General features: G+C 31.7%; 29 protein-coding genes, 1 tRNA gene and 2 pseudogenes. 23 read left to right on the top strand and 9 right to left on the bottom strand.

The genetic code is table 11. The features are described from left to right. Window positions 1-35: 35 nt before the first annotated feature. The 4 genes and pseudogenes from MHI02_RS18200 to MHI02_RS18645 form a co-directional block, all read left to right on the top strand. Window positions 36-194 (top strand): YvrJ family protein, encoded by a 159-nt coding sequence (locus MHI02_RS18200; RefSeq protein ID WP_084824115.1) that lies wholly within the window; start codon window positions 36-38, stop codon window positions 192-194. A gap of 356 nt (window positions 195-550) precedes the next feature. Then, window positions 551-620 (top strand) — tRNA-OTHER (locus MHI02_RS18195). 29 nt (window positions 621-649) lie between these two features. Next, a complete protein-coding gene (locus MHI02_RS18190) occupies window positions 650-1,147 on the top strand; it encodes a hypothetical protein (RefSeq protein ID WP_047186333.1) in 498 nt (165 codons plus the stop codon). Window positions 1,148-1,162: 15 nt separating this feature from the next. Then, window positions 1,163-1,372 (top strand): annotated as a pseudogene (locus tag MHI02_RS18645) (hypothetical protein); the annotation flags it as partial. 8 nt (window positions 1,373-1,380) lie between these two features. On the opposite strand, the gene MHI02_RS18185 reads toward MHI02_RS18645, so the two are convergent. From MHI02_RS18185 to MHI02_RS18170, 4 genes are all read right to left on the bottom strand, one after another. Then, complete coding sequence (locus tag MHI02_RS18185) at window positions 1,381-1,506, bottom strand: hypothetical protein (protein ID WP_341166217.1); 126 nt, start codon at window positions 1,504-1,506, stop codon at window positions 1,381-1,383. Window positions 1,507-1,615: 109 nt separating this feature from the next. Then, a complete protein-coding gene (locus tag MHI02_RS18180; protein ID WP_047186332.1) occupies window positions 1,616-1,912 on the bottom strand; it encodes a hypothetical protein in 297 nt (98 codons plus the stop codon). 127 nt (window positions 1,913-2,039) lie between these two features. Then, a complete protein-coding gene (locus MHI02_RS18175; RefSeq protein WP_047186331.1) occupies window positions 2,040-3,011 on the bottom strand; it encodes a DUF1906 domain-containing protein in 972 nt (323 codons plus the stop codon). Between the two features lie 73 nt (window positions 3,012-3,084). Continuing rightward, a complete protein-coding gene (locus tag MHI02_RS18170; protein ID WP_047186330.1) occupies window positions 3,085-3,324 on the bottom strand; it encodes a glutaredoxin family protein in 240 nt (79 codons plus the stop codon). A 741-nt stretch (window positions 3,325-4,065) separates the two neighbouring features. Between MHI02_RS18170 and MHI02_RS18165 the strand changes: the two genes are divergently transcribed. Continuing rightward, complete coding sequence (locus MHI02_RS18165; RefSeq protein ID WP_047186329.1) at window positions 4,066-4,299, top strand: hypothetical protein; 234 nt, start codon at window positions 4,066-4,068, stop codon at window positions 4,297-4,299. Between the two features lie 28 nt (window positions 4,300-4,327). Here the strand turns inward: MHI02_RS18165 and MHI02_RS18640 are convergent, their stop codons facing one another. Then, a complete protein-coding gene (locus MHI02_RS18640; RefSeq protein WP_052771786.1) occupies window positions 4,328-4,546 on the bottom strand; it encodes a DUF7695 domain-containing protein in 219 nt (72 codons plus the stop codon). A 97-nt stretch (window positions 4,547-4,643) separates the two neighbouring features. Further along, on the bottom strand, window positions 4,644-5,030 hold the full coding sequence (locus MHI02_RS18160; RefSeq protein ID WP_047186328.1) for a hypothetical protein: 387 nt from the start codon (window positions 5,028-5,030) through the stop codon (window positions 4,644-4,646). Window positions 5,031-5,227: 197 nt separating this feature from the next. Between MHI02_RS18160 and MHI02_RS18155 the strand changes: the two genes are divergently transcribed. The 3 genes from MHI02_RS18155 (at window position 5,228) to MHI02_RS18145 (ending at window position 7,262) form a co-directional block, all read left to right on the top strand. Next, entirely contained in the window at window positions 5,228-5,425 is a 198-nt protein-coding gene (locus MHI02_RS18155) for a hypothetical protein (protein ID WP_047186327.1), read from the top strand. Between the two features lie 251 nt (window positions 5,426-5,676). Beyond that, on the top strand, window positions 5,677-6,324 hold the full coding sequence (locus tag MHI02_RS18150; protein ID WP_341166216.1) for an ABC transporter permease subunit: 648 nt from the start codon (window positions 5,677-5,679) through the stop codon (window positions 6,322-6,324). Beyond that, on the top strand, window positions 6,324-7,262 hold the full coding sequence (locus tag MHI02_RS18145) for an ABC transporter ATP-binding protein (protein ID WP_047186325.1): 939 nt from the start codon (window positions 6,324-6,326) through the stop codon (window positions 7,260-7,262). The genes MHI02_RS18150 and MHI02_RS18145 overlap by 1 nt, the downstream gene beginning before the upstream one ends. A gap of 239 nt (window positions 7,263-7,501) precedes the next feature. On the opposite strand, the gene MHI02_RS18140 is transcribed toward MHI02_RS18145, so the two are convergent. Next, complete coding sequence (locus MHI02_RS18140; RefSeq protein ID WP_047186324.1) at window positions 7,502-8,470, bottom strand: site-specific integrase; 969 nt, start codon at window positions 8,468-8,470, stop codon at window positions 7,502-7,504. Window positions 8,471-9,110: 640 nt separating this feature from the next. Here MHI02_RS18140 and MHI02_RS18135 point away from each other — a divergent pair. The 7 genes and pseudogenes from MHI02_RS18135 (at window position 9,111) to MHI02_RS18110 (ending at window position 12,821) form a co-directional block, all read left to right on the top strand. Next, on the top strand, window positions 9,111-9,947 hold the full coding sequence (locus tag MHI02_RS18135) for a hypothetical protein (protein ID WP_047186339.1): 837 nt from the start codon (window positions 9,111-9,113) through the stop codon (window positions 9,945-9,947). A 49-nt stretch (window positions 9,948-9,996) separates the two neighbouring features. Next, the gene (locus MHI02_RS18130) at window positions 9,997-10,218 is read left to right on the top strand and encodes a hypothetical protein (protein ID WP_047186323.1); all 222 of its coding nucleotides are present in this window, start codon (window positions 9,997-9,999) and stop codon (window positions 10,216-10,218) included. A gap of 136 nt (window positions 10,219-10,354) precedes the next feature. Beyond that, on the top strand, window positions 10,355-10,615 hold the full coding sequence (locus tag MHI02_RS18125; protein WP_047186322.1) for a hypothetical protein: 261 nt from the start codon (window positions 10,355-10,357) through the stop codon (window positions 10,613-10,615). A gap of 246 nt (window positions 10,616-10,861) precedes the next feature. Continuing rightward, on the top strand, window positions 10,862-11,734 hold the full coding sequence (locus tag MHI02_RS18120; protein ID WP_047186321.1) for a hypothetical protein: 873 nt from the start codon (window positions 10,862-10,864) through the stop codon (window positions 11,732-11,734). 24 nt (window positions 11,735-11,758) lie between these two features. After that, window positions 11,759-11,946: pseudogene (locus MHI02_RS18635) on the top strand (AAA family ATPase); the annotation flags it as partial. 55 nt (window positions 11,947-12,001) lie between these two features. Beyond that, window positions 12,002-12,190, top strand: a complete 189-nt coding sequence (locus tag MHI02_RS18115; RefSeq protein WP_047186320.1) for a hypothetical protein — start codon at window positions 12,002-12,004, stop codon at window positions 12,188-12,190. 217 nt (window positions 12,191-12,407) lie between these two features. Next, complete coding sequence (locus MHI02_RS18110; RefSeq protein WP_047186318.1) at window positions 12,408-12,821, top strand: hypothetical protein; 414 nt, start codon at window positions 12,408-12,410, stop codon at window positions 12,819-12,821. Between the two features lie 436 nt (window positions 12,822-13,257). Here the strand turns inward: MHI02_RS18110 and MHI02_RS18105 are convergent, their stop codons facing one another. Further along, window positions 13,258-13,683, bottom strand: a complete 426-nt coding sequence (locus MHI02_RS18105; protein WP_047186317.1) for a hypothetical protein — start codon at window positions 13,681-13,683, stop codon at window positions 13,258-13,260. 23 nt (window positions 13,684-13,706) lie between these two features. Then, window positions 13,707-13,880 carry a hypothetical protein gene (locus tag MHI02_RS18100; protein WP_157851597.1) on the bottom strand — a complete coding sequence of 58 codons (174 nt, stop codon included), beginning with the start codon at window positions 13,878-13,880 and terminating at the stop codon, window positions 13,707-13,709. Between the two features lie 472 nt (window positions 13,881-14,352). Between MHI02_RS18100 and MHI02_RS18095 the strand changes: the two genes are divergently transcribed. The 8 genes from MHI02_RS18095 (at window position 14,353) to MHI02_RS18060 (ending at window position 21,335) form a co-directional block, all read left to right on the top strand. After that, window positions 14,353-15,402 (top strand): replication initiation protein, encoded by a 1,050-nt coding sequence (locus MHI02_RS18095; RefSeq protein ID WP_047186316.1) that lies wholly within the window; start codon window positions 14,353-14,355, stop codon window positions 15,400-15,402. A 239-nt stretch (window positions 15,403-15,641) separates the two neighbouring features. Then, window positions 15,642-16,301, top strand: coding sequence for a hypothetical protein (locus tag MHI02_RS18090; RefSeq protein ID WP_047186315.1), 660 nt, complete (start codon window positions 15,642-15,644; stop codon window positions 16,299-16,301). A 167-nt stretch (window positions 16,302-16,468) separates the two neighbouring features. Further along, the gene (locus tag MHI02_RS18085; protein ID WP_047186314.1) at window positions 16,469-17,029 is read left to right on the top strand and encodes a hypothetical protein; all 561 of its coding nucleotides are present in this window, start codon (window positions 16,469-16,471) and stop codon (window positions 17,027-17,029) included. Between the two features lie 413 nt (window positions 17,030-17,442). After that, window positions 17,443-18,015 (top strand): helix-turn-helix domain-containing protein, encoded by a 573-nt coding sequence (locus MHI02_RS18080; protein WP_047186313.1) that lies wholly within the window; start codon window positions 17,443-17,445, stop codon window positions 18,013-18,015. 399 nt (window positions 18,016-18,414) lie between these two features. After that, entirely contained in the window at window positions 18,415-20,082 is a 1,668-nt protein-coding gene (locus MHI02_RS18075) for a bifunctional DNA primase/polymerase (protein ID WP_047186312.1), read from the top strand. Between the two features lie 87 nt (window positions 20,083-20,169). Further along, complete coding sequence (locus tag MHI02_RS18070) at window positions 20,170-20,487, top strand: hypothetical protein (protein ID WP_047186311.1); 318 nt, start codon at window positions 20,170-20,172, stop codon at window positions 20,485-20,487. A 146-nt stretch (window positions 20,488-20,633) separates the two neighbouring features. Next, window positions 20,634-20,864 carry a hypothetical protein gene (locus MHI02_RS18065; RefSeq protein WP_047186310.1) on the top strand — a complete coding sequence of 77 codons (231 nt, stop codon included), beginning with the start codon at window positions 20,634-20,636 and terminating at the stop codon, window positions 20,862-20,864. Between the two features lie 69 nt (window positions 20,865-20,933). Next, window positions 20,934-21,335 carry a hypothetical protein gene (locus MHI02_RS18060; RefSeq protein WP_047186309.1) on the top strand — a complete coding sequence of 134 codons (402 nt, stop codon included), beginning with the start codon at window positions 20,934-20,936 and terminating at the stop codon, window positions 21,333-21,335. Window positions 21,336-21,554: the final 219 nt, after the last annotated feature.

Below are 21,554 nucleotides of genomic sequence, written 5' to 3'. Positions count from 1 at the left end.
CTGGATAATTCTTTGTGTGAGGGGAAGGTTTACTGATGGAAAATGAATATGCTGCATTAATTAATATTTTAGGTAATTTTGGTTTTCCAGTTATGATCACAATTTATTTATTTGTAAGATTTGAGAAAAAGATAGAAAACTTGGCAAATGTTATATCAGAATTGAGAAATGCGTTAAAAGAACTGAAAAGGTGAGGGATGAGTAATGGATAACTCTAAACTATTGGAATGTTATTGCAAATCGAGAGAGATACAAGCTTCTTTTTCAAAGTGTTTAGCTGAAAATGAACTAACACCAGAAGATGAGAGGATACTGATGGATGCAATTACTGATCAATTAACAATCTCTAACAAATTAAAGAACCATATTTGTAATCTTAAGTGACGAACATATCATAGTCGTTAATGAAAAACAGGCATTTCAGCATTTAATGAGATGCCTGTTTTTCATTGAGAAACTATTAATTTTATCCGTTAATCAGGTTATAGGCATTTTATTTATTTAAATTTGATTTTCAGCTAATTGATTCCTCTTTATATAGTATATACACGGCAGCATAGCCAGTTGGTAAGGCAAAGGTTACAAAACCTCGATTCTCGGTTCAATTCCGGGTGCTGCCTCCCAAAAAATATAAAGGAGGATTAAAGAAATGGAGATTATTGAAAGAAGACTTGACGATGACGAAGCACAATTATACAAGAAATATCTTGTGCAAGAAAAGGTGAAAAATACTATTCGAGATTCAGGGATTTTCGCCGAAGGGGAGTATCCAGAACCAGATAAAGTTGTTGTTTATCGCTTCTTAAATCAAATAGGACCACAAGATTTTGATGCGGAACTGGAGCAAAACGAAACGGAAGATGTAGACAGTCAAGACGAAACAATTGTTGAACAGACAAGCATGTTTTTCCTTTTTGGTAATTACGGATATATTAATATCCTTAAGAATAATAACATTGATGCAGATCGATTGAATACAATCATTCAAGTTAGATATTTATCTGAATCAAATGGGGAAAAAACGGAAAACAGTGTTCTTTACGAGAATTATGAATTACTTGACAGGTATAGTGCACCAACCACATTAACAGCTGTGGAACTACCGATTGAAGAAATGGAAGATCAACCTGAAGATGTTGAAGAATAATTAAAAACAAAGGGGATGAAAAATATGGCAAAACGAAAAGGTAAAAAGTACAGCGCTCTCTGTTTTACAAAAAATACGTGCTGTAAATTTACGTATAAAGGAAAGACAGTGTATTACGACTGGTGTGGACCTGGTTGCGGGCTTTCCGGGAGTTCATGTACAAATAGCAATACTGAAAACGCCTTAGACAAATGTTGCTGCAAGCATGACCAGTGCTATAAAAAATATAAAGATTATAAAGGATCAGATAGCTCAAACCGTTGTAAGTGTGATAAAGACTTGCTTTCATGTTCGAATGGACTTAGTAATCCGGGAACATCTAGGTTAAGAACAGCATTTATTGCAAAAAGGGCTGCCATGTTATGCTCCTGAAATGCTAAATCTATAACTTTATGTATTAATAAAGGCTGTCGAGAAATACTCGGCAGCCTTTATTAATGTGTTTGGTTCTCTCTTAATTCAATGGGATTAAGGAGCAAAATCATTCATAAGGAAAATGACGAACATAGTGATAATCGCGAGAATAACAATACCTAAACCAATCCACGGTGCTATTTTCCACTTTTCTGCTTCACTTTTTACTTTTGAAATAATGCTAAAAATTAATGCGATTAATAAAAGAATACCTGCAATATAACCTATTGTTCTATTCAAAACATCAAAGTTTTCAGCTCCCGTAAGGAGATATGTTAAAAATATGCCCCCCAAAACCAGTGATATAATAGTTAAAATAAAAGACCATTTTCCATAAAAAGTTTTTTTCATTTGTTTTTCACCTCATTATCTTTATTAGGGGAAGTTGATTCCTCCGTTTTTTTATTTTTGCCATTATAACATACCAAAGGGAATATTTTTTTATCGTTTCTCCTAACTATCCAAATTGGTAATGCTATTATGGCTTTTCGTTGCCGGCAACAACCTTAACCCTTTGACCGACATAAATTTTGTTTGGATTACTGATTTTATTTAGACTTTGCAACTGTTGGGTAGTAGTTCCGTATTTTATAGCAATACCACTTAAAGTGTCGCCCCTTTTTACAGTATAAGTTTTAATGCTTCCGAAGTTTTTTTTGGGAGACCCTTTTAATTTTAGCGTCTGTCCTACCTTGATAAAATCAGGATTACTAATACCGTTAAGGTTTTGCAATGTTTTTACCGTAGTACCTGTTTTACTAGCAATATCGGAGAGTGTATCCCCGGACTTAATTTTATAAAAACTGCCTGCAATCTCCTTATTTGAAATTTTATTGCTAGTATATGGCTTTTCGCTGACGTTCAGACCTTTACCTCCCCATTGGCCAATATCGTTCTTATACGCCTCGTTTTTATCAATATTAATGCCTTGCACGGTCACGTTATTATGATACTGCCTTAAATGAGCGTGATTAGATATTTTTCCATTTGACCAGGCGTAAGTTTGCCAATAATAATCGACTAATCCATTCATTGCTTCAATAACTGTATATGATCCGTATACGCCTACTTTAAAATTTTTACTGAGAGTAGATTTAACGCCAGAAAAATAATTTTTAATATTCCTTAATTCTAATGCCCCAACAGGTGGATAATCGACCGTAAAATAGATAGCACTGCCTTTTGGTTGTCCTACGTTACTTGCCCTGGTAGTGGCTTGTCTACCATCTTTTAGACCTTGTGCTTTATTAAAATAGGAAGCCTCGTTAGCTGTTACTTGGTAAATGGAGCATAAATATAACCCTGCTTTTTGAATTACAGCCGATTCTGCTTTGCTAAATGATTTCCAACTGTTCCCTAGATACCTCAAAGCAAAATGATATCCTGCCTTTTTTAAACTTTTAGCGCCTGCTTCATTTAATTTTGTTGTACAATCAAATCCTAGTGTCATAATATAAAACCTCCTTATAATTTAAAAAGAGTAGCTGCGGCTACTCTTTTTCTTTTAATTGATTAGATATTTATCAACTATTAATAACGTTTTTGATTTGTTCAGGGTTAAAACCTTCAATGGTATGTTTTGTGTCGTTATCTTTGATGATAATGAACGGAATCCCATGTGCATCATAGGTGTTTAATTCCTGATTGTTTACCTCGTTGTCTATATCTTTAAATTCGTAATTATGTTCATTATCAACCAACCAATTTTCTAGTTTTTTACAATAAGAACACCATTTTGCTCCGTATACAACTATGCTTTTCAATGAAATTACCCCCTTTTAAAAACTACTCATTATTAGTAAGAGATTCGACTAAAGAAAAAATCAAAAAAGTATATAACTTCTTGTTAAAATTATAGTAATTTAATTGCTTTTCTTGAAAAACCCGGATAAAAACCCTCTTTTATCATCTAATATTTAAGTTAAAACCAAAATATAAAAATTACCGAGGATTTAAAGCTAGGTATTGATTTTTACTAAGGTTTTAACTAAGGAGAAGAAGTAAATAGTTGAGTAGATAAGAAATGATATAGATATATTGTGATTAACCCATGGAAAATACATAATTATAAAAGAGCATAATCCTAATGGATCATACTCTTTTATAGTTTTGAGAAACTATCTGCCATCTAAAGCAACGGAGAGAGAATTTGAGAACATTAGAAGAATACCGTGATAATAAAGAGGAATCAAAAAAGACAACTCTAGAAGAATTATTAGCTAAATACACAGACTAGAATCGACATGAAGAGTATTTTAGCATTCCAATGGGAAGAGAAATATTGTAGTTATATAGGTAAAGAAAAAGAAGACCACCCGAAATCGCTCGACCAAAAGCAGTGGTGGTTCTTCTAATAGCAAATAAACAGTAAGAGCAACCTCTCGCTTCGAGCGATGAAGTTACCAAAAGGACGTATACTGTGATTACATATCGTCCTTTTTATCCTATACTATTTATGTATGATTTAAAACATATTTGAACATAAAAATAGGGGTGAAAAGAGTATGAGAAAAGGGTGGACAACAATAAATAAAATTCAGGATAACGAGGGGGAAGAAATTGGGCCTACAGAAGAACCGGCTAGAAATTACACCCTAAATGAAGAAGAATGTCTTAAAATAATTAATGCCCCTACAACGGAAATAAAAAAAGTACCAGATGTCTTCCGTTCCTATATGCTTTCTGAAAAAAAACAAAGGGAATTGGCTAGAAGGATCCTGGACAAATGGAAGGAATGATGTAAATATCCTTCCTTTTTTATTTGTTCTATTTTTTGTAAACAGAATAACTAAAATCTATATATTCTTCTGCAGATGATCCTAAATTAGACGGCGAACCCCATCCATATTTCTGATAATCCGTACCACCATCAATATAAATTGCACCACATTTACATACTTTAAAATCATGTGAATGCCTAGATTCGATGATATCATCGCATTTTTTACAACGGACTTTATTTACAAGTATCTTTATCAAAAGCATAAATCTTCCTTCCTGGTTGGAATAAATTTACAAACCTTTCAATTATGGCCTGCGTCATTTAACCCTTAAAAGTGAAGCAAATATAGCTCACTTTTTTTCATTTATCATCTGGATAATAAAACGATTTACGTATCGTTACATCTCGATGCTTTAATGTTTCTTCTCCTTTGAAACGTAACCAGATTTCGTCATCTGCCATAACTCCATGTGTTTTCCTTACAATCGCCCAACGATTATAACTATTTATGCCGAGTGCAGATAATATTTCATTGGCATTCGCTCGTGTTTTGGGAAACGTTCGCCATTTCAACCATCTTTCTATTTCTTCTCTTGTGATATACCCTTCAGGATTAGGTGAGAATTGCTTATTGAATCCTTCTATATAGTTAACAACATAGGGTTTATCGCTCCCTTTAGGTTTCAGATTGACGGTAGCAATTAACTCATCGAAAAGCATTACATCGAAATTCATATAATCAACCACTTTAGCACCTCTCTTTTAATCAATAGTGTATACTACAGCTTTTAGAATAAGGATAAAGTAATTCTGCAATTTAACTCCAATTAATGATTAAAATTATAACATAGACAACTATCCGGACTTACTCTAAAATATTTCACATATATAACTGGTTATTCTAGTGAACTTATCATTAAAAGAATTCTAAAGAGGAGAACAAAATGTATATATATTTAGATGATTCAGGAGTTATTAATTCTTCGGGGGGTAAATTTTATGTATGGGCTGGCTTTTCCATAAAATCTGGTTATAAAAGATTAGCAACAAAATTGATTCAATTATTAATTAATTTCAAAGAAACAGGGGATAGAGGTCCGATCTCTTCCCCTGTTTCACTATTAAACAGAGTACTTGTTTAATAGTGTCATACATACTCTTATTAGGCTCTTAAAAGGCCTTTATAATATTGGAACTAAGAATATGCAGTCAGCATGGTTTTATTATTATAATACATATAATAACCTGATGTATACTTATTAAACTTTAATGCTTACATTATAAATCCTTTGTTTTCATAATATTCATTTCCTTTTGACGTCGTTTATTGAAGGCTTTTCTACCTCTTATCCATTCTTCTATTAAGATAATCAGCCCAACTATGAGCAATACAATGTACATAGTGATACTTTCAATTCTATCACTAGCAAACAACCATGTCATCGTGGCGAAAAATATTATAGGAACGATTACACCAAGTCAAGAATTAGGTATGGGAGATAGCCCTTATGCAACTGGGTTATTAATAATTATATTATTAGCTAGTCCTTTATTTGTTTTCACTTTATCTCATAACACGATAAATGAAGAATTAAGATCCAGAACAATTAGATTTGTTGCAACCAAGACCTCAAGAGAAAATATTATTTTAGGTAAATTCTTAGGAACTTTACTTTTTTGGATTGTATGTTTAACAGCTGCCGTATTGTTAATAACATTGTTTTCTAAATCATTTTATGTCTCTGAATTAACACAATCTATAATTTTTGTAGCCTATTTTATAGGACTAACTATAATGCTTTCCACTGTTATTTCCAAAACAGGCATAACAAGCTTTTTGGGAATGGCGTTATCAATAGTAATAACAGCCCTTGGATTATGGAGTATTGGCTCTGATAACATACTACTTAAATTGTATAGCTATATCACTCCGTACTTTTTCTATAGTCAAGACAATGAAATTTATACTTACCTAGTATTAATTTTTCCAATTATTTTTTTAGGAATAAGTTTAATTACAATAAGAAAGAAGGACTTATGATGTATGCTATAGAGACAAATAATTTAACAAAAAAATATGGAGAAAAAACAGTTGTAAATAATGTTAATTTAAAAGTACGAAAAGGATCTGTTTTTGGTTTCCTGGGTAAAAATGGTGCAGGTAAGTCTACATTCATAAATATGATTACTGGTTTATGTATACCCAGTTCAGGATCATTTACTATAAACGTTTCCAATAGTAACTCCCAAAAAGTTCCCAAAACTAAAATTGGCGTACTACCGGATTATTCATCGTTCTATGATGACTTAACAGCATTAGATCACCTGAAGTATTTTAGTAGGGTATTAAAGCTAAAATTAAGCAAAAATGAAATGGTTAAATTGCTAGAACATGTAGGACTAAAAGATGTAGAAAATTTAAAGGTTAAGAAATATTCTTTTGGGATGAAAAAGAAGCTTGGAATTGCGCAAGCTTTACTAAATAATCCTGATGTATTATTTCTAGATGAGCCAACCTCCGGCGTAGATGCAAACTCTATTTTAACAATACATAACCTTATAAAAGATATTTCTAGAGATGGTACTACAATTTTCTTAACCTCTCACAATTTAGATGAGGTAGAGAAGATTTGTGATGAAATTGCCATAATGGATAGAGGTGTTATTAATCTTCAAGGAAGTATTAAGGCACTAAAAAAGGAATTCCAAAAAAACATAACTGTTACTATTAAACACGGAAAGCTTTCCCATGATAAAGAATTGAATAATAAACTTAATTCACTGGGAACAAATATCCAATGGGGAGAGAATCAAGTTAGTTTAGTTGTTACAGAAGAAAGCGTAATTCCTAAAATTAATAAAACCTTTGTGAAAATGAATATTGATGTATTTAGAATTCAAGTATACGAACCAACTTTGGAAGAGATATTTTTAAGTACAGGGAAAAATAATAATAGCTTGTCGAAGGAAGTAGTGTAATATTTTTGCATGATTTAAAAGGATTTGTACCTATAAAGTATAAGTTGAATGCTTCCTTTCCTTGATTTTAAAGAACTTGACCATCCACAGATGGTCAAGTTCTTCGTTCTATATTAATATATATAGTTAAAAATTTAGATAAAGAAGATAATTGTACATATTTGGAATGGAGTATTACAATTCAACTGCCTCCCTCGTAAAATCACCTTCAGGTTTAACAAGTGGGATAAGACAAAAATTCACAAACCAATCCCACTTGCAGCATTGTCATCAAATAAATGCACTTTTTTAATGTATCGTTGCAAGGAATCAGATCGCTTATGTCTGGTCTGTTGCATAATCTGATGTTCTGTTTTCCCAGCCTTTGCTGCAGTTGAACAAAACCCACTACGGAGACTATGTGCACCGTATCGCTTGGAATCTAACCCGACACGCTCACAATGTTTCCGAACAATTAATCGTACAGATTGTGCCGTTAATCGATCCAATATGTTACCATGTCGGTCAATTCTTCGAAAAATGGGACCTTCTGTTATGCCAGATATAGATAACCAATGTTCTAATAGACGCACGGGACATGTTTTGGGATTGCTCCCATATGGTAAAGCTACTTGCTGTCCCTCCCCTTTTTGGTCTGTTTTACTTTTTATTAGATTTAAAATTAATCCATATTGCGTAAATTCGATATGTTCAGCGTCCAATCGAGTTAACTCACTTCTGCGGAGAGCCCCTGCCCAGCCAATCACAAGGATGGCCCGATCACGAATATCAATGAGTCTATCACTGGAGATACCATCTAATAATCGGCGCAAGTCATCTAGCCATAAAGCGTCGTTCCCTTCCTCTTTAATCCCGATCGATCGTTGCAATCCATCCCATACGCCTTTAACTAGGGAAGTTTTAGTTGGACTTGGATAACCGGCAGTCTCATGACGCTGGGAAATAGCTGTCATTTTTCGTTTAATAGTAGAAGCCTTTTTTGATTTTCCAAGATATGTTATAAAATAAACCACAGTTTCCGCATTAGCAGGAAGCGAATGGAGTTCATTTCTTCTACACCAATCTACGAATTGTTTCCAATCACTACTGTATGCCCGTTTCGTATTTTCTGCTTTGGAGTTTTCTAAATGATGTTGTGCCTCTTTTTGGAGTTCAAAAACTTCTAACGATAGTTGGTTGCTTTTTGAATTTAAAATAAGATTATCCATAGTAAATCTCCTTTTCTAATTATTGATAACTCGTATTATCGATAGTTAGAATTGCAAGTTTTATTATATCACACAAAGTTGAATGAAAAGATGATAATTCAGTATAAAAGTAACTAACTTAGTGGGATTAAGAAATATAAGCTGAAAGCAAAATAGGACTGAAAGAGGATATTATGAGGGGGAGAGAGAACATAAATCAATTAATACCAACTATAAATTAAATAATTCAGTTATAAAATATAATCAAAAGTTAAGATAGATAAGATATCTTGCTTTCTAATCAGCAAAAACAGGTCAAGACCTAAGATAACGAAAATAAGATTAAGCCGCCTAAAGGAATACAGTATGATAAAATAAGAGAACATATATATGATTTAGTGGGGTGAAAAGATGATGCTATTAAATCATATTTATAATAGGACATTAAATTATATAGAACAAATTAAAAAAGTTACAAGTAGGACAATTTTTCACACCACCAGCCATAGCAAATTATATGGCAGAGCTGATGACATATAATGAACCTAACAAAGGAATTTTAGTTGTAGGTATAGATATAGGAATACTATTTCAAGGAAAACCCTTTTATAAGGATTTTCCTTTTTTAACAGGATTTAAATGTTTAAAGGCAGGGAAGTTTATGGAATATGAAGTCAAGATGAACTTTTATCGAGACTGGATTTTCTATTTAAAGGGAGAGGGAGAGTTAGAGCGGGCGGGATATAGTCCTGCTGAAAATCCAGATGATATTAGTATACAATACTTTAATTTGGTTAGAAGACTAATTCCAGCAGTTCCACGTAATGTTCTTATTGCAAAAAAATTTAAATGTCCTTCTGAAGTGCGCTTAGGTTTTAATTTAGTAAAAGATAAAGTGAAAAAAGGTGTAGATTTACGTCCTCATTTAAGTACAAGGATTCTAGATTTAGATTATGATGATGATCTTCTTAATGATTGGGGAATCCATCATTTACATCTAGGTACTTCTAAAATGAAACACAATCCCTCCTTTTTCAATAGAACAGGTCCAGTTCTTTTAGTTCGATTTGATGAACAAAATGCTTACTTTATAAGTATTATGGAACACGGAAATTGGACTAATCAAGATATGATTCGGATTATTCATCATAATTGGGCTGAATCAATTAAACAATTCAAGGTTAATGATGCCATAGGACTTAATAAACCAGTAACAGATAGAGATATAAAATCCTTTCGAAAATCCCATGTCTTTTCATTCATTGAGCCGGAACCCGGAGTTATTTATGCACCACCTGGTATGGGGCTTACATCATCTGGAGTTGGACTGGAAGTAGTTAGATCTAGTGACCATTATGCTAATCTTATGAAAACGTATGAAGATGTTATAAGAGAAAATATTGATGAAATTACCGAAAATATTAAGGATGATACTGGAAAACTTTTCTTTACTATGAGAATTAATAAAAAAACGTATATGCTTTTGAAAAAAACATAATATTATCATCGATTTAGGTGAGTTGATGTAATAGAGAGTAGGTGGAAACATGACCGTAAATGAAGATGCCTTTGGTTTTAGTGCTAATATTTTAAAGGTTTTAAAAAACCAAGGATACACTGAAGAAGAATTAATTCAAAGATTAATAGAGGTAAAATCTCGAATACCTCATGCTTTGGAAGAAATAAGACAGGAAGCCTTAAATGGCCCTAGTTTAACAAATCAAAGCCTAGATGAATATTTGGATGAAGATGAAGACGAAAACACATAATTCACCTTCAGGAAAGATAATCGATGGCTAATTCAGTTAAATTGCCGAACCCGTTTATATAACAGTTATAATAAAAATACAAAGTGAAATTTCTAAATGACGCAAAATGTGAAGCAAAAGAAAGGATGTTAATACTATGAATAAGGATAAGGTAGTTGGAGAAATTTTAGAGCATAGTTATAAAGATAAGAGAATGAAAAAACAAGTTTTTATAGCTTGTAGGACTAAGAATAAGCGTATAAAAAACAAAGCTTTTACCAAGTTGTTTTATGCTTTTATGAAAGAAAATCCTGTGAAGGTAGTAGCTAAAATTGAATCTGTAGATGATAAGTACTATTATGCCATATTTGACCGTTTCGAATATGACCTATTAAGAATTGAAGAAATGAGGGAGTAAAGAATGTGTTACCCCAAATTGGATGAGATAATCCAAATGTCATATTTGTAGTATGCGATTTCGTCTACTAAAACCGAGGTTATTTACATTTTTTTACTTCATAACGTATCCATTTATCACAATGAAGCGTATGAGGTTTTTTTGTGGTTTCAAAAATGATATGGTATAGTTAACCTGGGTTAACCGGGTTAACCAACCTGTTTATATATATCTCTTAGGTTAACCAAATTGATAGGGGGATTGTTTATGGCGGATAAAACATTCGGAGTAAAAGTTAGTGAGGATTTGCACGAAAAAACCCAATTAATGATAGAATCATCTGGATTAAGTAATAAGGAGTGGTTCGCCAAGGCTGTCGCTTTGGTTGAACAAAATGAATTAAAAGAAGGCTCGCCAGAACATAAAATGGATTTAGTGGAGTTGGAAACTCATACAACCAGAATTTATGAATTAGTTGCCAACATGGTTCAACGTTCTAATTACTTAAAAAATCAAACTGTACGTGAATTACAAGAAAAGATAGAGGAAAAGGAAACAACAATTAAAGAATTTCAAGAAAAGGCAAAAACAGCTATAGAATCAGCAGAAGAACTAAAGGAAAATTTAAGTCAAATCCAACAAGAAAATGATGAGTTAAAAAACAACTTAAGCGAAATGCGTCTAACTAATGAAAATAACTTAGATTTAATTAATGAGTATAAAGAAAAAATCGATACCTTAAGTAGCCTAGTAAATAAATATAAGTTTTATGCGGATGAAAATGAAACACTGAAACAATCATTCTCAAAAGAAAAATCACAGTTACAATCTCAAATCGATGAACTTTCAGAAGGGAATATCGAAAATATATCCATCATCGAAGACCTTCGAAAGAAATTAGAGGAACAAGAACGTCAAAACAATTTTAATGCTGATCAACTTAAACAAAAAATGGAGATAGAAAAAGATAAAGCTTTACTAGAAAATGATCGTAAATACTCTGAAAAAATCACCCAGATACAAAATGAACATACCCAGAAGATTAAAGATATGTACGATGAAATGAACAATCTGAGGAAAGAGTACGGGGAAAAGATAGATAAACTTCAGGAAAAGATAGAGGAAAAAGAAAACCAATAAATTTTAACCAACTTCATTAGAAATAGAAAGATACTATGTTGTTATTCTAAAGTCGATTTACTAATACTCGACAAGTGGCTACTAACAGATTTAACATCAGATGAGGCAGCTATCTTATTAGAAATCCTAAAGCAAGTCATAGGGTAGTAGTTTCAACCATTTTCTGTTCACAAATTGATTCCAATGGATGGCATGTGAAATTAAGAAATGAGGCACCGGGAATGGGGAAACAAGTTTTAAATTAATATGGCAAGGTGGGAAATTCTAGTGGCAGTATTCAATTTTCATTTATCTATCAAAGATGAGAATACGAAGTTAAAATTACTATTAGTCAATTATTCTAAAAACATACTAAGCGCTATTAAAGAAGTAGAACAAATTAAGTCTAAAAAACTACCTCGTCAATCTGCAAGAGATTTTCTAAAAGAATCACGAAATGATTTATCTAGAGGCTGATAGATTAGGTGATTTGGCACGATTTTTTACGATTAGATGGCAGCACGTACAATAAGCCTAAAAAGTCCATTAAAGCCGTTTATACGGTTTTTGAGAGTGATAAGGTTTATACAGTTCCGGATATAGGTCCGAAGCTCGTAGAAATCCGAAAAAAGCAAAACCAAAGGTTAGTAGCTTTAATCGCAAGGACAAGCCTATTGGAATTGGTTTAGTACCATTGGGTAATTGGAGAAGGGTAGAGCTTAAAAGAGTAAGAGATATTGAATATCTCTTTGATATTGGATATTTTGACAAAGACAGAAGGAAACGATGTATATATTTTTACGCTCTATTTGTTTTAAGAACGTCTGGCAGTCTTTCTGATGCTAGTGCAGCTGCATGGTCGATGAACTTAGAATTAAAGAGTCCATTGTCAAAAGACGAGTTCGAGAATCAATTGTACAGTGTTAAAAAATACGGATTTGATTACCGGTACAGCTACAAGAAACAGAAGAAATCAAGAAGAAATGAAAAAGGCCTTACAACTCGTAAGGCGACCAAAGAAACAAATATTCAAGCTATTAAAACCTTGTTGGAGCAAGGTTATAACCTTCACGGAAGTAACAAAGAATTGATCGTTTTGATACTATAATGGAGGAGCGTAAGGTTACTAGACAATTAGAGGATGAAGCACTCACCGTGTGGACCACAAAGCCAGATGAGGAGCGTTTAATTAAGGTTGGATGGTTTCGGAAGGCAAAAGATTGTAATCTGTATGTGATCTACATAGGAACAGAAGAAAAACATTGATAGATCAATGTTTTTCTGTTTTACAACTTCCTAAAATAGACATTATGTTAACTGAAAATGTATGTTTATTGAAAAGAAAAATCCTCTCATTCAAGAATAAAAATGAGAGGTAAAATTATTCATAACTATTTTTCACTTAACACTTAACTAAGTGCCACACGAAGCAGTAAAAATTGTTTAAATTTCGTTTCTTGCTAAATGTAGCTATGTCGCTATCGTCTTGCAAATTTTAGTGGACAAAACCACTTTTAATAGCATGAATACACGCATAAAATCTATTATTTTTTATCTAATATTTCTTTTCCAATAGAAAAATCACCTAACTGCATTTGATTTTGGAGCAATTGAGTTGAAATTTGAATTGGATATTTCTTTTTATCACTTTGATCAACACCTAGAACTTTGAGCAATTTGTTATGGAATTCTTCCAAACTTGGGACTTTACCTTCTAACATATATTCTTTTTGGGTTCTTAGAAGTAAAAATGAAATTTCAGCTCTTTCTTCCCCACTTAAATCTTCCTTCAACACAATGTAATTAATATCACATAATAAATCTAAAGATCCGATGTTGTTTTCAATAACTTTAATTAAAAGATTTTCTAAAAGTTCATTTTTAGAATTCAAATTATAGACTTCATTATTTAAACGTTCTACTTGATTCTCTAAATCCTCTATTACATCTGATATGTTTTTAATATCCAATCTTAACGCCCCCAATACACTTCTTAAATAGGTGCAAAAATTTCAATTATTTCCACTATCGCTTTAGCTCCAATTTTCGCTGGCCCTGCTCCAAGTGGCTTTTTAATAGCATCATATATAGTTTCTTCTAATTTACCATATGTTACCTTATCAGGAGCCTCTAGTTTGCGAAGAGCTGGCTTTACATAAGTATGCATAACATTATGCTAAGAATCCAATCCATTTCAGTTCTTTAAAATGAAACAAACAACTAAATTTCAAGCTCCCTAATCCATGTCAATTATATTTGACATTTTTTATCGGGATTTAAGGATTGTAATTTCAATGATACTTATTCAATATAATAGTAATAATACATTGTACTTTTTTTATCCCTATTTTTTTTTAAATGTAAACATGATCTATTTTATTTATATATTTATTTATATATTTATTAATTAATATATTTAACAAGTTCTAAATCCCTTGTGGCTCAAATGGTTTAGCTTTTTTATGTACTTTTTTTATCCTTTTATGTACTTTTTTTATCCCTTTTATGTACTTTTTTTATCCCTTTAATAAACCTTTTTTATCCCTTTATGTACTTTTTTTATCCCTTTAAAGAGCTTCGTAACATTATACTTTTATTCTTTTGGTAATAAAGTATAATGTGAATAAAGGGGGGATAAGGTGATTAAAAATAAAAAAAAAGTAATAATTGACTACGATAACAGTATTAAAAAAAGTAATGAATTTTCCATGGCTCGGATGAACTATGGTTTGACGTTGAATCAAATGCAGTTATTAGCCTATGCTATTTATTGCACACAGCAAAATGGCAAAACAGAATTTAATAAATCCGATTTTGAAAAGAAGTTTGACATTGAAAAATACCAAACTAAACACGCTAAAGAGGATAGTAAAAAATTATATGATCTTAGTTTTGCTATTGAGGATATAGAAAACGATTATTTTGACTACTTACGGGTATTTCAGCGGATTACATATGATAGAGGATTATTTACTTTTAAGTGGTCAGAAGATATGATCCCGCATATTTTGGAGCTAAAACATAGTTACATAACGAATGGACTTCCGGTTCTAATTAATTTTAAAAGTGGCTTTTCGTGGAAGTTGTATGACTATTTGAAAGCAAGTTATGGGAATTGGTATAAAACATTCACAAAAGCAGCATTAATGAAATTGTTTGGTGTAGAGGATAAAGTAACATATAAAAAAAACACTGCAAAATTTAAACAAACTGTATTAGACGTAGCTATTGCAGAAATCAATAAATATACAGAATTAGAAGTTACATATCAGGAACAAAAAAAAGGAAGAGCTATAATAGGGTTCCAGCTAAGATGGTCTACTGGTCAAAAGCTAGAAAGTGCTACAAATGAACAAATAAACACCTTAAAAGCGATTATAAATAGTATTTTAAGCAATGAAGTTAACTTTAAAAATATGAAAGCTGCTGATTATAGAAAAAGAGCAATATATTTTATTGAAGAAACATATAAAATGGAAAATAAAATTAATGTTTGGATAAAAGAATCTAGATCTATAAAACGAGAGATTTTAACAGAACAAAATCAATATAAGGTATTGGAAAGAAAAGAAGCTAAGAAAATGATTGAAAAAGCTCGTTTTAACTTGGAACAATTAAATAAAATGCTGGATGATGATGGTAGGAAGGCAGAAGAGGAAGTTTTGAAATATGACTGGGTAAATAGTTAGGTACAAATATGTATCTAGCTTTTTTATTTAGGTATTAGTCTAACATTAGTATTTATTAGGTTTATATCAAGTTATTCACGAGGACGTAAATTGTCCTCTTTTTTGTGCCTTTTAAGAATTTAGATAGGGACAGTATGTTGGATATTAATTAGGGATGGATAGTGGTTAATAAGTGTGAGGACAGAGTATTTTAATAAATACATCGATACACGGTGTGCTAGCAATGTGGGGTGAGTGTGATGACAAATAAGTTAGATAGAATTGTAGAGTGCGATGTAAAGAACTTTACGAAAAGGTTAAGTAATTATGTTGATGAGATTGAATCTGGAAAAATAAATTCCAAGAGCGAGAGTTATCTTTCAAAAAGATATCATTTACGGAAAAAACAAAATAAGACGAGCGGAGTTAGTTATGAGGAATATCATAAGGCGATGTATGATGCTCTATTACAAATACAGGCCGAACATAATAAGGAGAGTAGAATACGTTTATACGTCTATCCTGAACGAATCAGAATAAAAAAGGTTAAGACAGACGCTCGTCATGCGGAGGAGTTCTTTCAAATGAGGCGAGAAGATGTTGAAAATAGCGATTTAGAATTAGATTTCAAGAGTTCTAGTAGTATTAAGTCTAAGAAGAGGAAAAAGCTCTCAGAAAGCGTTAAAAGGGCAAATAATGCGGAGAACAAAAAATTGAATAATGAAATAGACCAATATGTGTTATACGTTGATTTGAGAGAGCTTCAGGCGATGCGAAAAAATAGTTATTTACACATCAGGATCAATGATGATTTAAAAAAACAAATATCAAAGATAGCAGATGAGAGAAAATTGACGTTCAGCAATATCATGCATCAAGTAATGGTCGATATAATAAAGGGAAAAATCAAGGTAGATTGAGGTTAAAATAGAGGCGAGGTTTGGTAGGAAGTAGATGGGGAAGATTTCAGGTAAGTCTAGGGGAATAATAAAAAGAGCGGTAATTTATTCCAGCATATATTATACAACAGATATACGATTAGTATTTAAAAGGTAAGGACTTGTATATACAAAACGGGGTGAAAATCTTGAACAACAGAAAAAAGTATACTAAGACTAATGTTCCTACATTAATAGTTAGAGAGGTAGTTCATAATGATATTGTGAGAATGAAACAAGAAGCAGAGAGGTATTTTTATATCCATAATCATAAGGAGGTACTGATTGATACGCAAACCCTATATCAGTATATGATTACAATAATACAAGAGTATAAGATAAGTGATTATATGCAACGGATGATATGGGAAGGGTTGAAACAGGTTGTAATAAGAGAGCTAGTAGGACATTTTAATAGACGGGATATAAAAGAGGAAGAGTACAAGGATAAAACTGGTAAAACAAGTCCATATTTTAAAGTTAAATTTCGAAACGCAAATTATTTAGATATATCAGGGAACAAGAAGAAGAATAACACAATCGGAGATTACCGCAAGGTGATGACAAGTATGCGGTTAGACCCACTATTAAAGCAAGATATACAAGCGTATTGTAGACAAAGAGGAACAACAATGAGTAATTTAACGGATCGACTATATCGCCAATTATTAGAAAAACAAGAGGGTGATGACAAGGAGTTGACGTTGTGATGAAGATGAAGGGGAAGGATTTCCTTCCATCATGCTAAAATTTAGTGGCAGCAGGATAAGCTTTGGGAGACTACATTGGGAGTTTATCTTAAATGGTGTTCTATTAAAATAAAGATGGTTCAATCTCCCCCACTTTAGTCTCCACTATGTTAATCCTTCTCTGAAGAAGTTATTTTACTAAGTTTATTCTCACTATGCGTATTTCAAGACCCTCAAACAGAAAAATTCAGTAATTAAAATGGATGAATAGGATAATTTGATTCTTACGTAGATAATAGATAATAGTATCATTGATGATATAAAAGAAAAACATATTATATCATCCTTATATTAGATTGATTTATGCCTTATGTTAACTGTAAAATAAGGTATACATAAGTATTGTATCACGCTAATGTTAGGGGGTGTATTAAATGGTGAAATATATTAATGAAATAACAAGAGAATTTGGGATTGAACATCATACTTTACGAAATTGGGAAGAAAAAGGATATCTAGGAGTAGTGGAAAGGGATTTCACGCATGGCCGTATGTATGATGAAGAACAAGTTGAAAAAATAAAAACAATACAAGACGTTGTTTTAAAACAGAGAGATAAAGGTATGAAACGGACGGATTTCAAAGAGGTAGAACGCGTACTTTTGGATAAGTTCGGCGGTATGGTAGAAGCGAGACCAAAAAATATTCCAGCAACCCCAGCTGTATTTGAAAATATGGTTTTAAAGATGGAAAAACAAGAAAAGCAAATTCAAGATTTGCAACAGCTAATATTAGATCTAACAAAAGCAACTAAAGGATTACCGCAACAAGAAAATATTATGACGAAAGAACAAGCAGAACAACTCCACTCACGTTTAACAGGAGAAAACAAAGAAATGAAAGAAGAAATGAAATTGCTAAAAGAAAAATTGGATATTGCTGTTGACTATATCCAGAAGCAAGAAAACGAAGAAAAAAAGGGATTTTGGAAACGGCTATTTGGTTAGAACAAGAAAAGTCTACACTAACATTTAGAGTTTATACTAACTATTTGATAAGATTTTAGGAAAATAACATAAATATCAATGTTATTATGGTTTATAGAAATGAAAAAGGAAGTCATAGCTTTTAATTGTTTGGCGACAAGAGAGCTAATAACTTCCCATTGGTAGAATAATAAACTGCTTTAGGCTACAGATTTATTATTAGTGTATTATCTTATGATATAAACTATATATGATAGTTATTTTACATTAGTATAATAGTTTATTCTTTTTTCTGCAATAAGAAAACGCACTAATTTTATTTATTTGTAAACGCTAACGCGGTCAAAAGTATTAATTTGAAATAAATTCGGCTTTCTTTTTCATTTCAAAAAACTATGGAAAGGAAAGGCGCTTTTTGTTATGCATAATTTTAGTTGTATTCCCGTGCAATTAATACAAGGGATAGATGGAACAGTGAAAAAAGAACCAAACTATGAGCTATTAGAAAAAGCGATTGGATCAAAAAAGTGGAAATTATTACAATCAAGGAAACCGTCAATAAAGGAACAAAAAATATTTAGGCAATCTTCACATCTTGCAATTTTAACTGGAAAGATAAATGGAATAACTGTTATTGATCTCGATGGGGAAGCCGAACAAGATTTATTAAAACAAGGCTATGAATTACCATTAACACCAACGGTTAAAACGCAGTCAGGAGGTAAACATTTATATTTTAAGTATGATGGGCGTTTGAAAACGGCTACTAAAATAAATAAAAATAAAAACATTGATATAAGAAATAATGGAGGCTATGTAGTTGCCTATGGCGAGGGTTACGAGTGGCTACATCATATTAACGATACAGAGTTACAAGAAGTACCTGATATATTTATAAATATGATGAACACAGGCAACTCAAAAGCTATTGTTAGTCATTCCAAGGGTAATTTATCGGAATCCTTAACAGACGCTTATAGTAAGGCTAGAAACGTGAATATGATTACTTTTTTAAAACATCATGGGTATGATGTGCAACAAGGGAAAAACTTTTCTTGCATCTTCCACGATCATGAAGATGAAAATCCTAGTGCCCAAATTGTATTAAATAGTAAAGGAGAGTTTAGATATATTTGTTATTCACACATTGGCGGTAAAGGAAGATTAAATTTAAGTTTAATAGATTTATGGTCAGCATTAAAACAAATTGACATTAAGCAAGCGATTGAGGAGATTCTAGCCTTTGAAGGTATTGAATACAAAGAAAGCAAGTTTATAATACAGCAAAAAGAAAAGTATCATTTTAATACAATGCGTATAGGTGACTTATCTTATATAAAAAATAATTTTCCTTATGTTTATAAATATTTGCACCTATATGAATTAGAGTTAAGGGCATTAATGGACTATGCAGAAAGTAATTTACATGGTACGAAATACAGCTATAAAGGACAAGCGGTATTCTTCCTTTCAACAAGATATGCTTCAAATATGTTTGCTAAGTATAAACGTGCATCAAGTATTAACAATAATCGAGCAAAAACACTTTTAAATATACTTTGCACATTAGGAGTTATGAAGCGTATTCCATACGAAAAACTATCAACATATGTACAAGTTAAAGCTAAAAATCAGAACCAAGAAAGAGTAACTAATTTTTATTCTTTTAATCAATTAACTGATTATGTTTTATCTGTTGCAGATCAGCGAGCAAAAACTATGCAAGAAAATAAATTTAAAGTATCAACTATGACAAAGGATATTTTAATTTCTATGTTTGGTGAGGAAATAGCCGAAAAGGTTTTTCCAGATGGTAGAGTGCAATCCGATAACTATAAAAGATTTTTAGAAACGTACTCAAATATCATACTAAAAAATATTGGAAACAAAGGGTATACAACTAAACAGGAAGTAATAAAACAACTTCATTTACCGATTGGAGAACGAAAAAAGGAATATCATTTTGACAAAGTTATAAATGAAATATGTAATCTGTATTGTTTAGAATTTAGCTTTGCTAACAAGGAAATAAAAAAACGTTTCAACATTGAAGATAGGGGACGGAAAAGGTTGATATATAGGGCTTAATTTCACTGACAAGTACAATAGACCTTAAATATTAGGGTCTATTGTACTTGTCAGTAAACAAATCAATAAAGAGGGAGGAAACTAAAGGTGAATTACAGTAGAAGAAGACCACCGAGAATTACAATTCAATACTCCACGGAGATATACAATTTAGCAGTAAAAATGTTTAAAAAACAAGATAAAAAGGGATTTAATATATCAATTATCAAAAAGGATGGAAACTATAAAATTGTACATATGAGAGAAAAATCTACGCGCTGGATTGTTTTAATGGATTATACTGAGATTTTTCAATTGGTTTACAGTAACTTTAATAGAGAAATATTAAAAAGAGAAGCTATAAATTATCTACACAAGGAAGTAAACCGAAGATCAGAACTAATATTTGTAAAGGGGAGGATATAAACATCTTGGATAATAAGATAAATAAGTTTAGCGGAGAACAATTAGAGAGGAGTAAGGAGGAAATACTGCAGCAGGCGAGGAGAGATTAGGAGGAAGAGGTATGGTTGGAGTAACGTCAAGGAAAAAACGGAGAGGAGGATCAAGGCATGGATAATAATGTAAAGGTTCCGCATTCCCTAATATCTTTTTTATTAGATATCAGGGAAGAAAGGAAATATAATATGATGTTACATTCACGCGATATTATCAATGATTACCTAAAATCAGATAATTGTGATGAAGAAGGAAGAAACTTTCTATTCGAAAATAATCAATTTAATTTGAAGAATTATATTTCGGCACAAAGGGAGTTAATGACATACAGCATTATCAAATAAATACACCTTTTTTATGTAACATTGAAGCAATTCGGCTCTTTTATACATAAAAGAAAGGAAGGGTTCTCAGTGAGTTCAATGAGGGTTCCGAAAATTTTGAAGCTATTTTTCAATTTATTATTTATATTACTTTTTACTTTTGTGGCATACAATTCTTTTGTTAGTGGAGAAACTTTTAATGGGATTATCTTTTCAGTTGGGGCTATAGTATGCTCCTATTTGTTAATCAAAGAAACATTAGTTGCTACTAAAAAGAAAAACATGTTTAATAAAGAAGTTATTTTAGATAAGTTTATTATTGAAAGATTAAAAACATCGTTAAGTTTATCTTACCTTTACCTAATTGTTCATTTAAGTATCTCTATTTTTGCGGATAGTAATCTTCAAGCGTTTCAGGAATCGGCAACATTTGCCTTGTTTATGAGTTTTGTAATGTTTATGGTTGCTCAAATAGTGCAAGCTTTTATTTAGGATAACCCTTTCCATCAAGGAAAGGGCTTTTATTTATGTGAAAAAAATTTTACTTTAAATATTGCTTAGGGTATGTTTCCGCAAAGGGACTATCAAATCATTTGAAATCCCTGTACCATGTCATACCGTTGTCGTTTAAAATGTTTTGCCCCTTTTTAGCGATGTTTAATTATTCTCGAAATGTTTTTCTTCAAACATGTAGGTTATTTCCTAATTTTG

It is taken from the genome of Oceanobacillus sp. FSL K6-0118, from assembly GCF_038006665.1.
Lineage (GTDB): Bacteria > Bacillota > Bacilli > Bacillales > Amphibacillaceae > Oceanobacillus > Oceanobacillus caeni.
This window is presented reverse-complemented; position numbering and strand designations above follow the sequence as displayed.

Bases quoted from the DNA above. Each gene is read 5' to 3' on its own strand.
- MHI02_RS18200 (WP_084824115.1), top strand. From the start codon at position 36: ATGGAAAATGAATATGCTGCATTAATTAATATTTTAGGTAATTTTGGT.
- MHI02_RS18190 (WP_047186333.1), top strand. From the start codon at position 650: ATGGAGATTATTGAAAGAAGACTTGACGATGACGAAGCACAATTATAC.
- MHI02_RS18185 (WP_341166217.1), bottom strand. From the start codon at position 1,506: ATGGCAGCCCTTTTTGCAATAAATGCTGTTCTTAACCTAGATGTTCCC.
- MHI02_RS18180 (WP_047186332.1), bottom strand. From the start codon at position 1,912: ATGAAAAAAACTTTTTATGGAAAATGGTCTTTTATTTTAACTATTATA.
- MHI02_RS18175 (WP_047186331.1), bottom strand. From the start codon at position 3,011: ATGACACTAGGATTTGATTGTACAACAAAATTAAATGAAGCAGGCGCT.
- MHI02_RS18165 (WP_047186329.1), top strand. From the start codon at position 4,066: ATGAGAAAAGGGTGGACAACAATAAATAAAATTCAGGATAACGAGGGG.
- MHI02_RS18640 (WP_052771786.1), bottom strand. From the start codon at position 4,546: ATGCTTTTGATAAAGATACTTGTAAATAAAGTCCGTTGTAAAAAATGC.
- MHI02_RS18155 (WP_047186327.1), top strand. From the start codon at position 5,228: ATGTATATATATTTAGATGATTCAGGAGTTATTAATTCTTCGGGGGGT.
- MHI02_RS18150 (WP_341166216.1), top strand. From the start codon at position 5,677: ATGTACATAGTGATACTTTCAATTCTATCACTAGCAAACAACCATGTC.
- MHI02_RS18145 (WP_047186325.1), top strand. From the start codon at position 6,324: ATGTATGCTATAGAGACAAATAATTTAACAAAAAAATATGGAGAAAAA.
- MHI02_RS18140 (WP_047186324.1), bottom strand. From the start codon at position 8,470: ATGGATAATCTTATTTTAAATTCAAAAAGCAACCAACTATCGTTAGAA.
- MHI02_RS18135 (WP_047186339.1), top strand. From the start codon at position 9,111: ATGGAATATGAAGTCAAGATGAACTTTTATCGAGACTGGATTTTCTAT.
- MHI02_RS18130 (WP_047186323.1), top strand. From the start codon at position 9,997: ATGACCGTAAATGAAGATGCCTTTGGTTTTAGTGCTAATATTTTAAAG.
- MHI02_RS18125 (WP_047186322.1), top strand. From the start codon at position 10,355: ATGAATAAGGATAAGGTAGTTGGAGAAATTTTAGAGCATAGTTATAAA.
- MHI02_RS18120 (WP_047186321.1), top strand. From the start codon at position 10,862: ATGGCGGATAAAACATTCGGAGTAAAAGTTAGTGAGGATTTGCACGAA.
- MHI02_RS18100 (WP_157851597.1), bottom strand. From the start codon at position 13,880: ATGCATACTTATGTAAAGCCAGCTCTTCGCAAACTAGAGGCTCCTGAT.
- MHI02_RS18090 (WP_047186315.1), top strand. From the start codon at position 15,642: ATGACAAATAAGTTAGATAGAATTGTAGAGTGCGATGTAAAGAACTTT.
- MHI02_RS18080 (WP_047186313.1), top strand. From the start codon at position 17,443: ATGGTGAAATATATTAATGAAATAACAAGAGAATTTGGGATTGAACAT.
- MHI02_RS18075 (WP_047186312.1), top strand. From the start codon at position 18,415: ATGCATAATTTTAGTTGTATTCCCGTGCAATTAATACAAGGGATAGAT.
- MHI02_RS18065 (WP_047186310.1), top strand. From the start codon at position 20,634: ATGGATAATAATGTAAAGGTTCCGCATTCCCTAATATCTTTTTTATTA.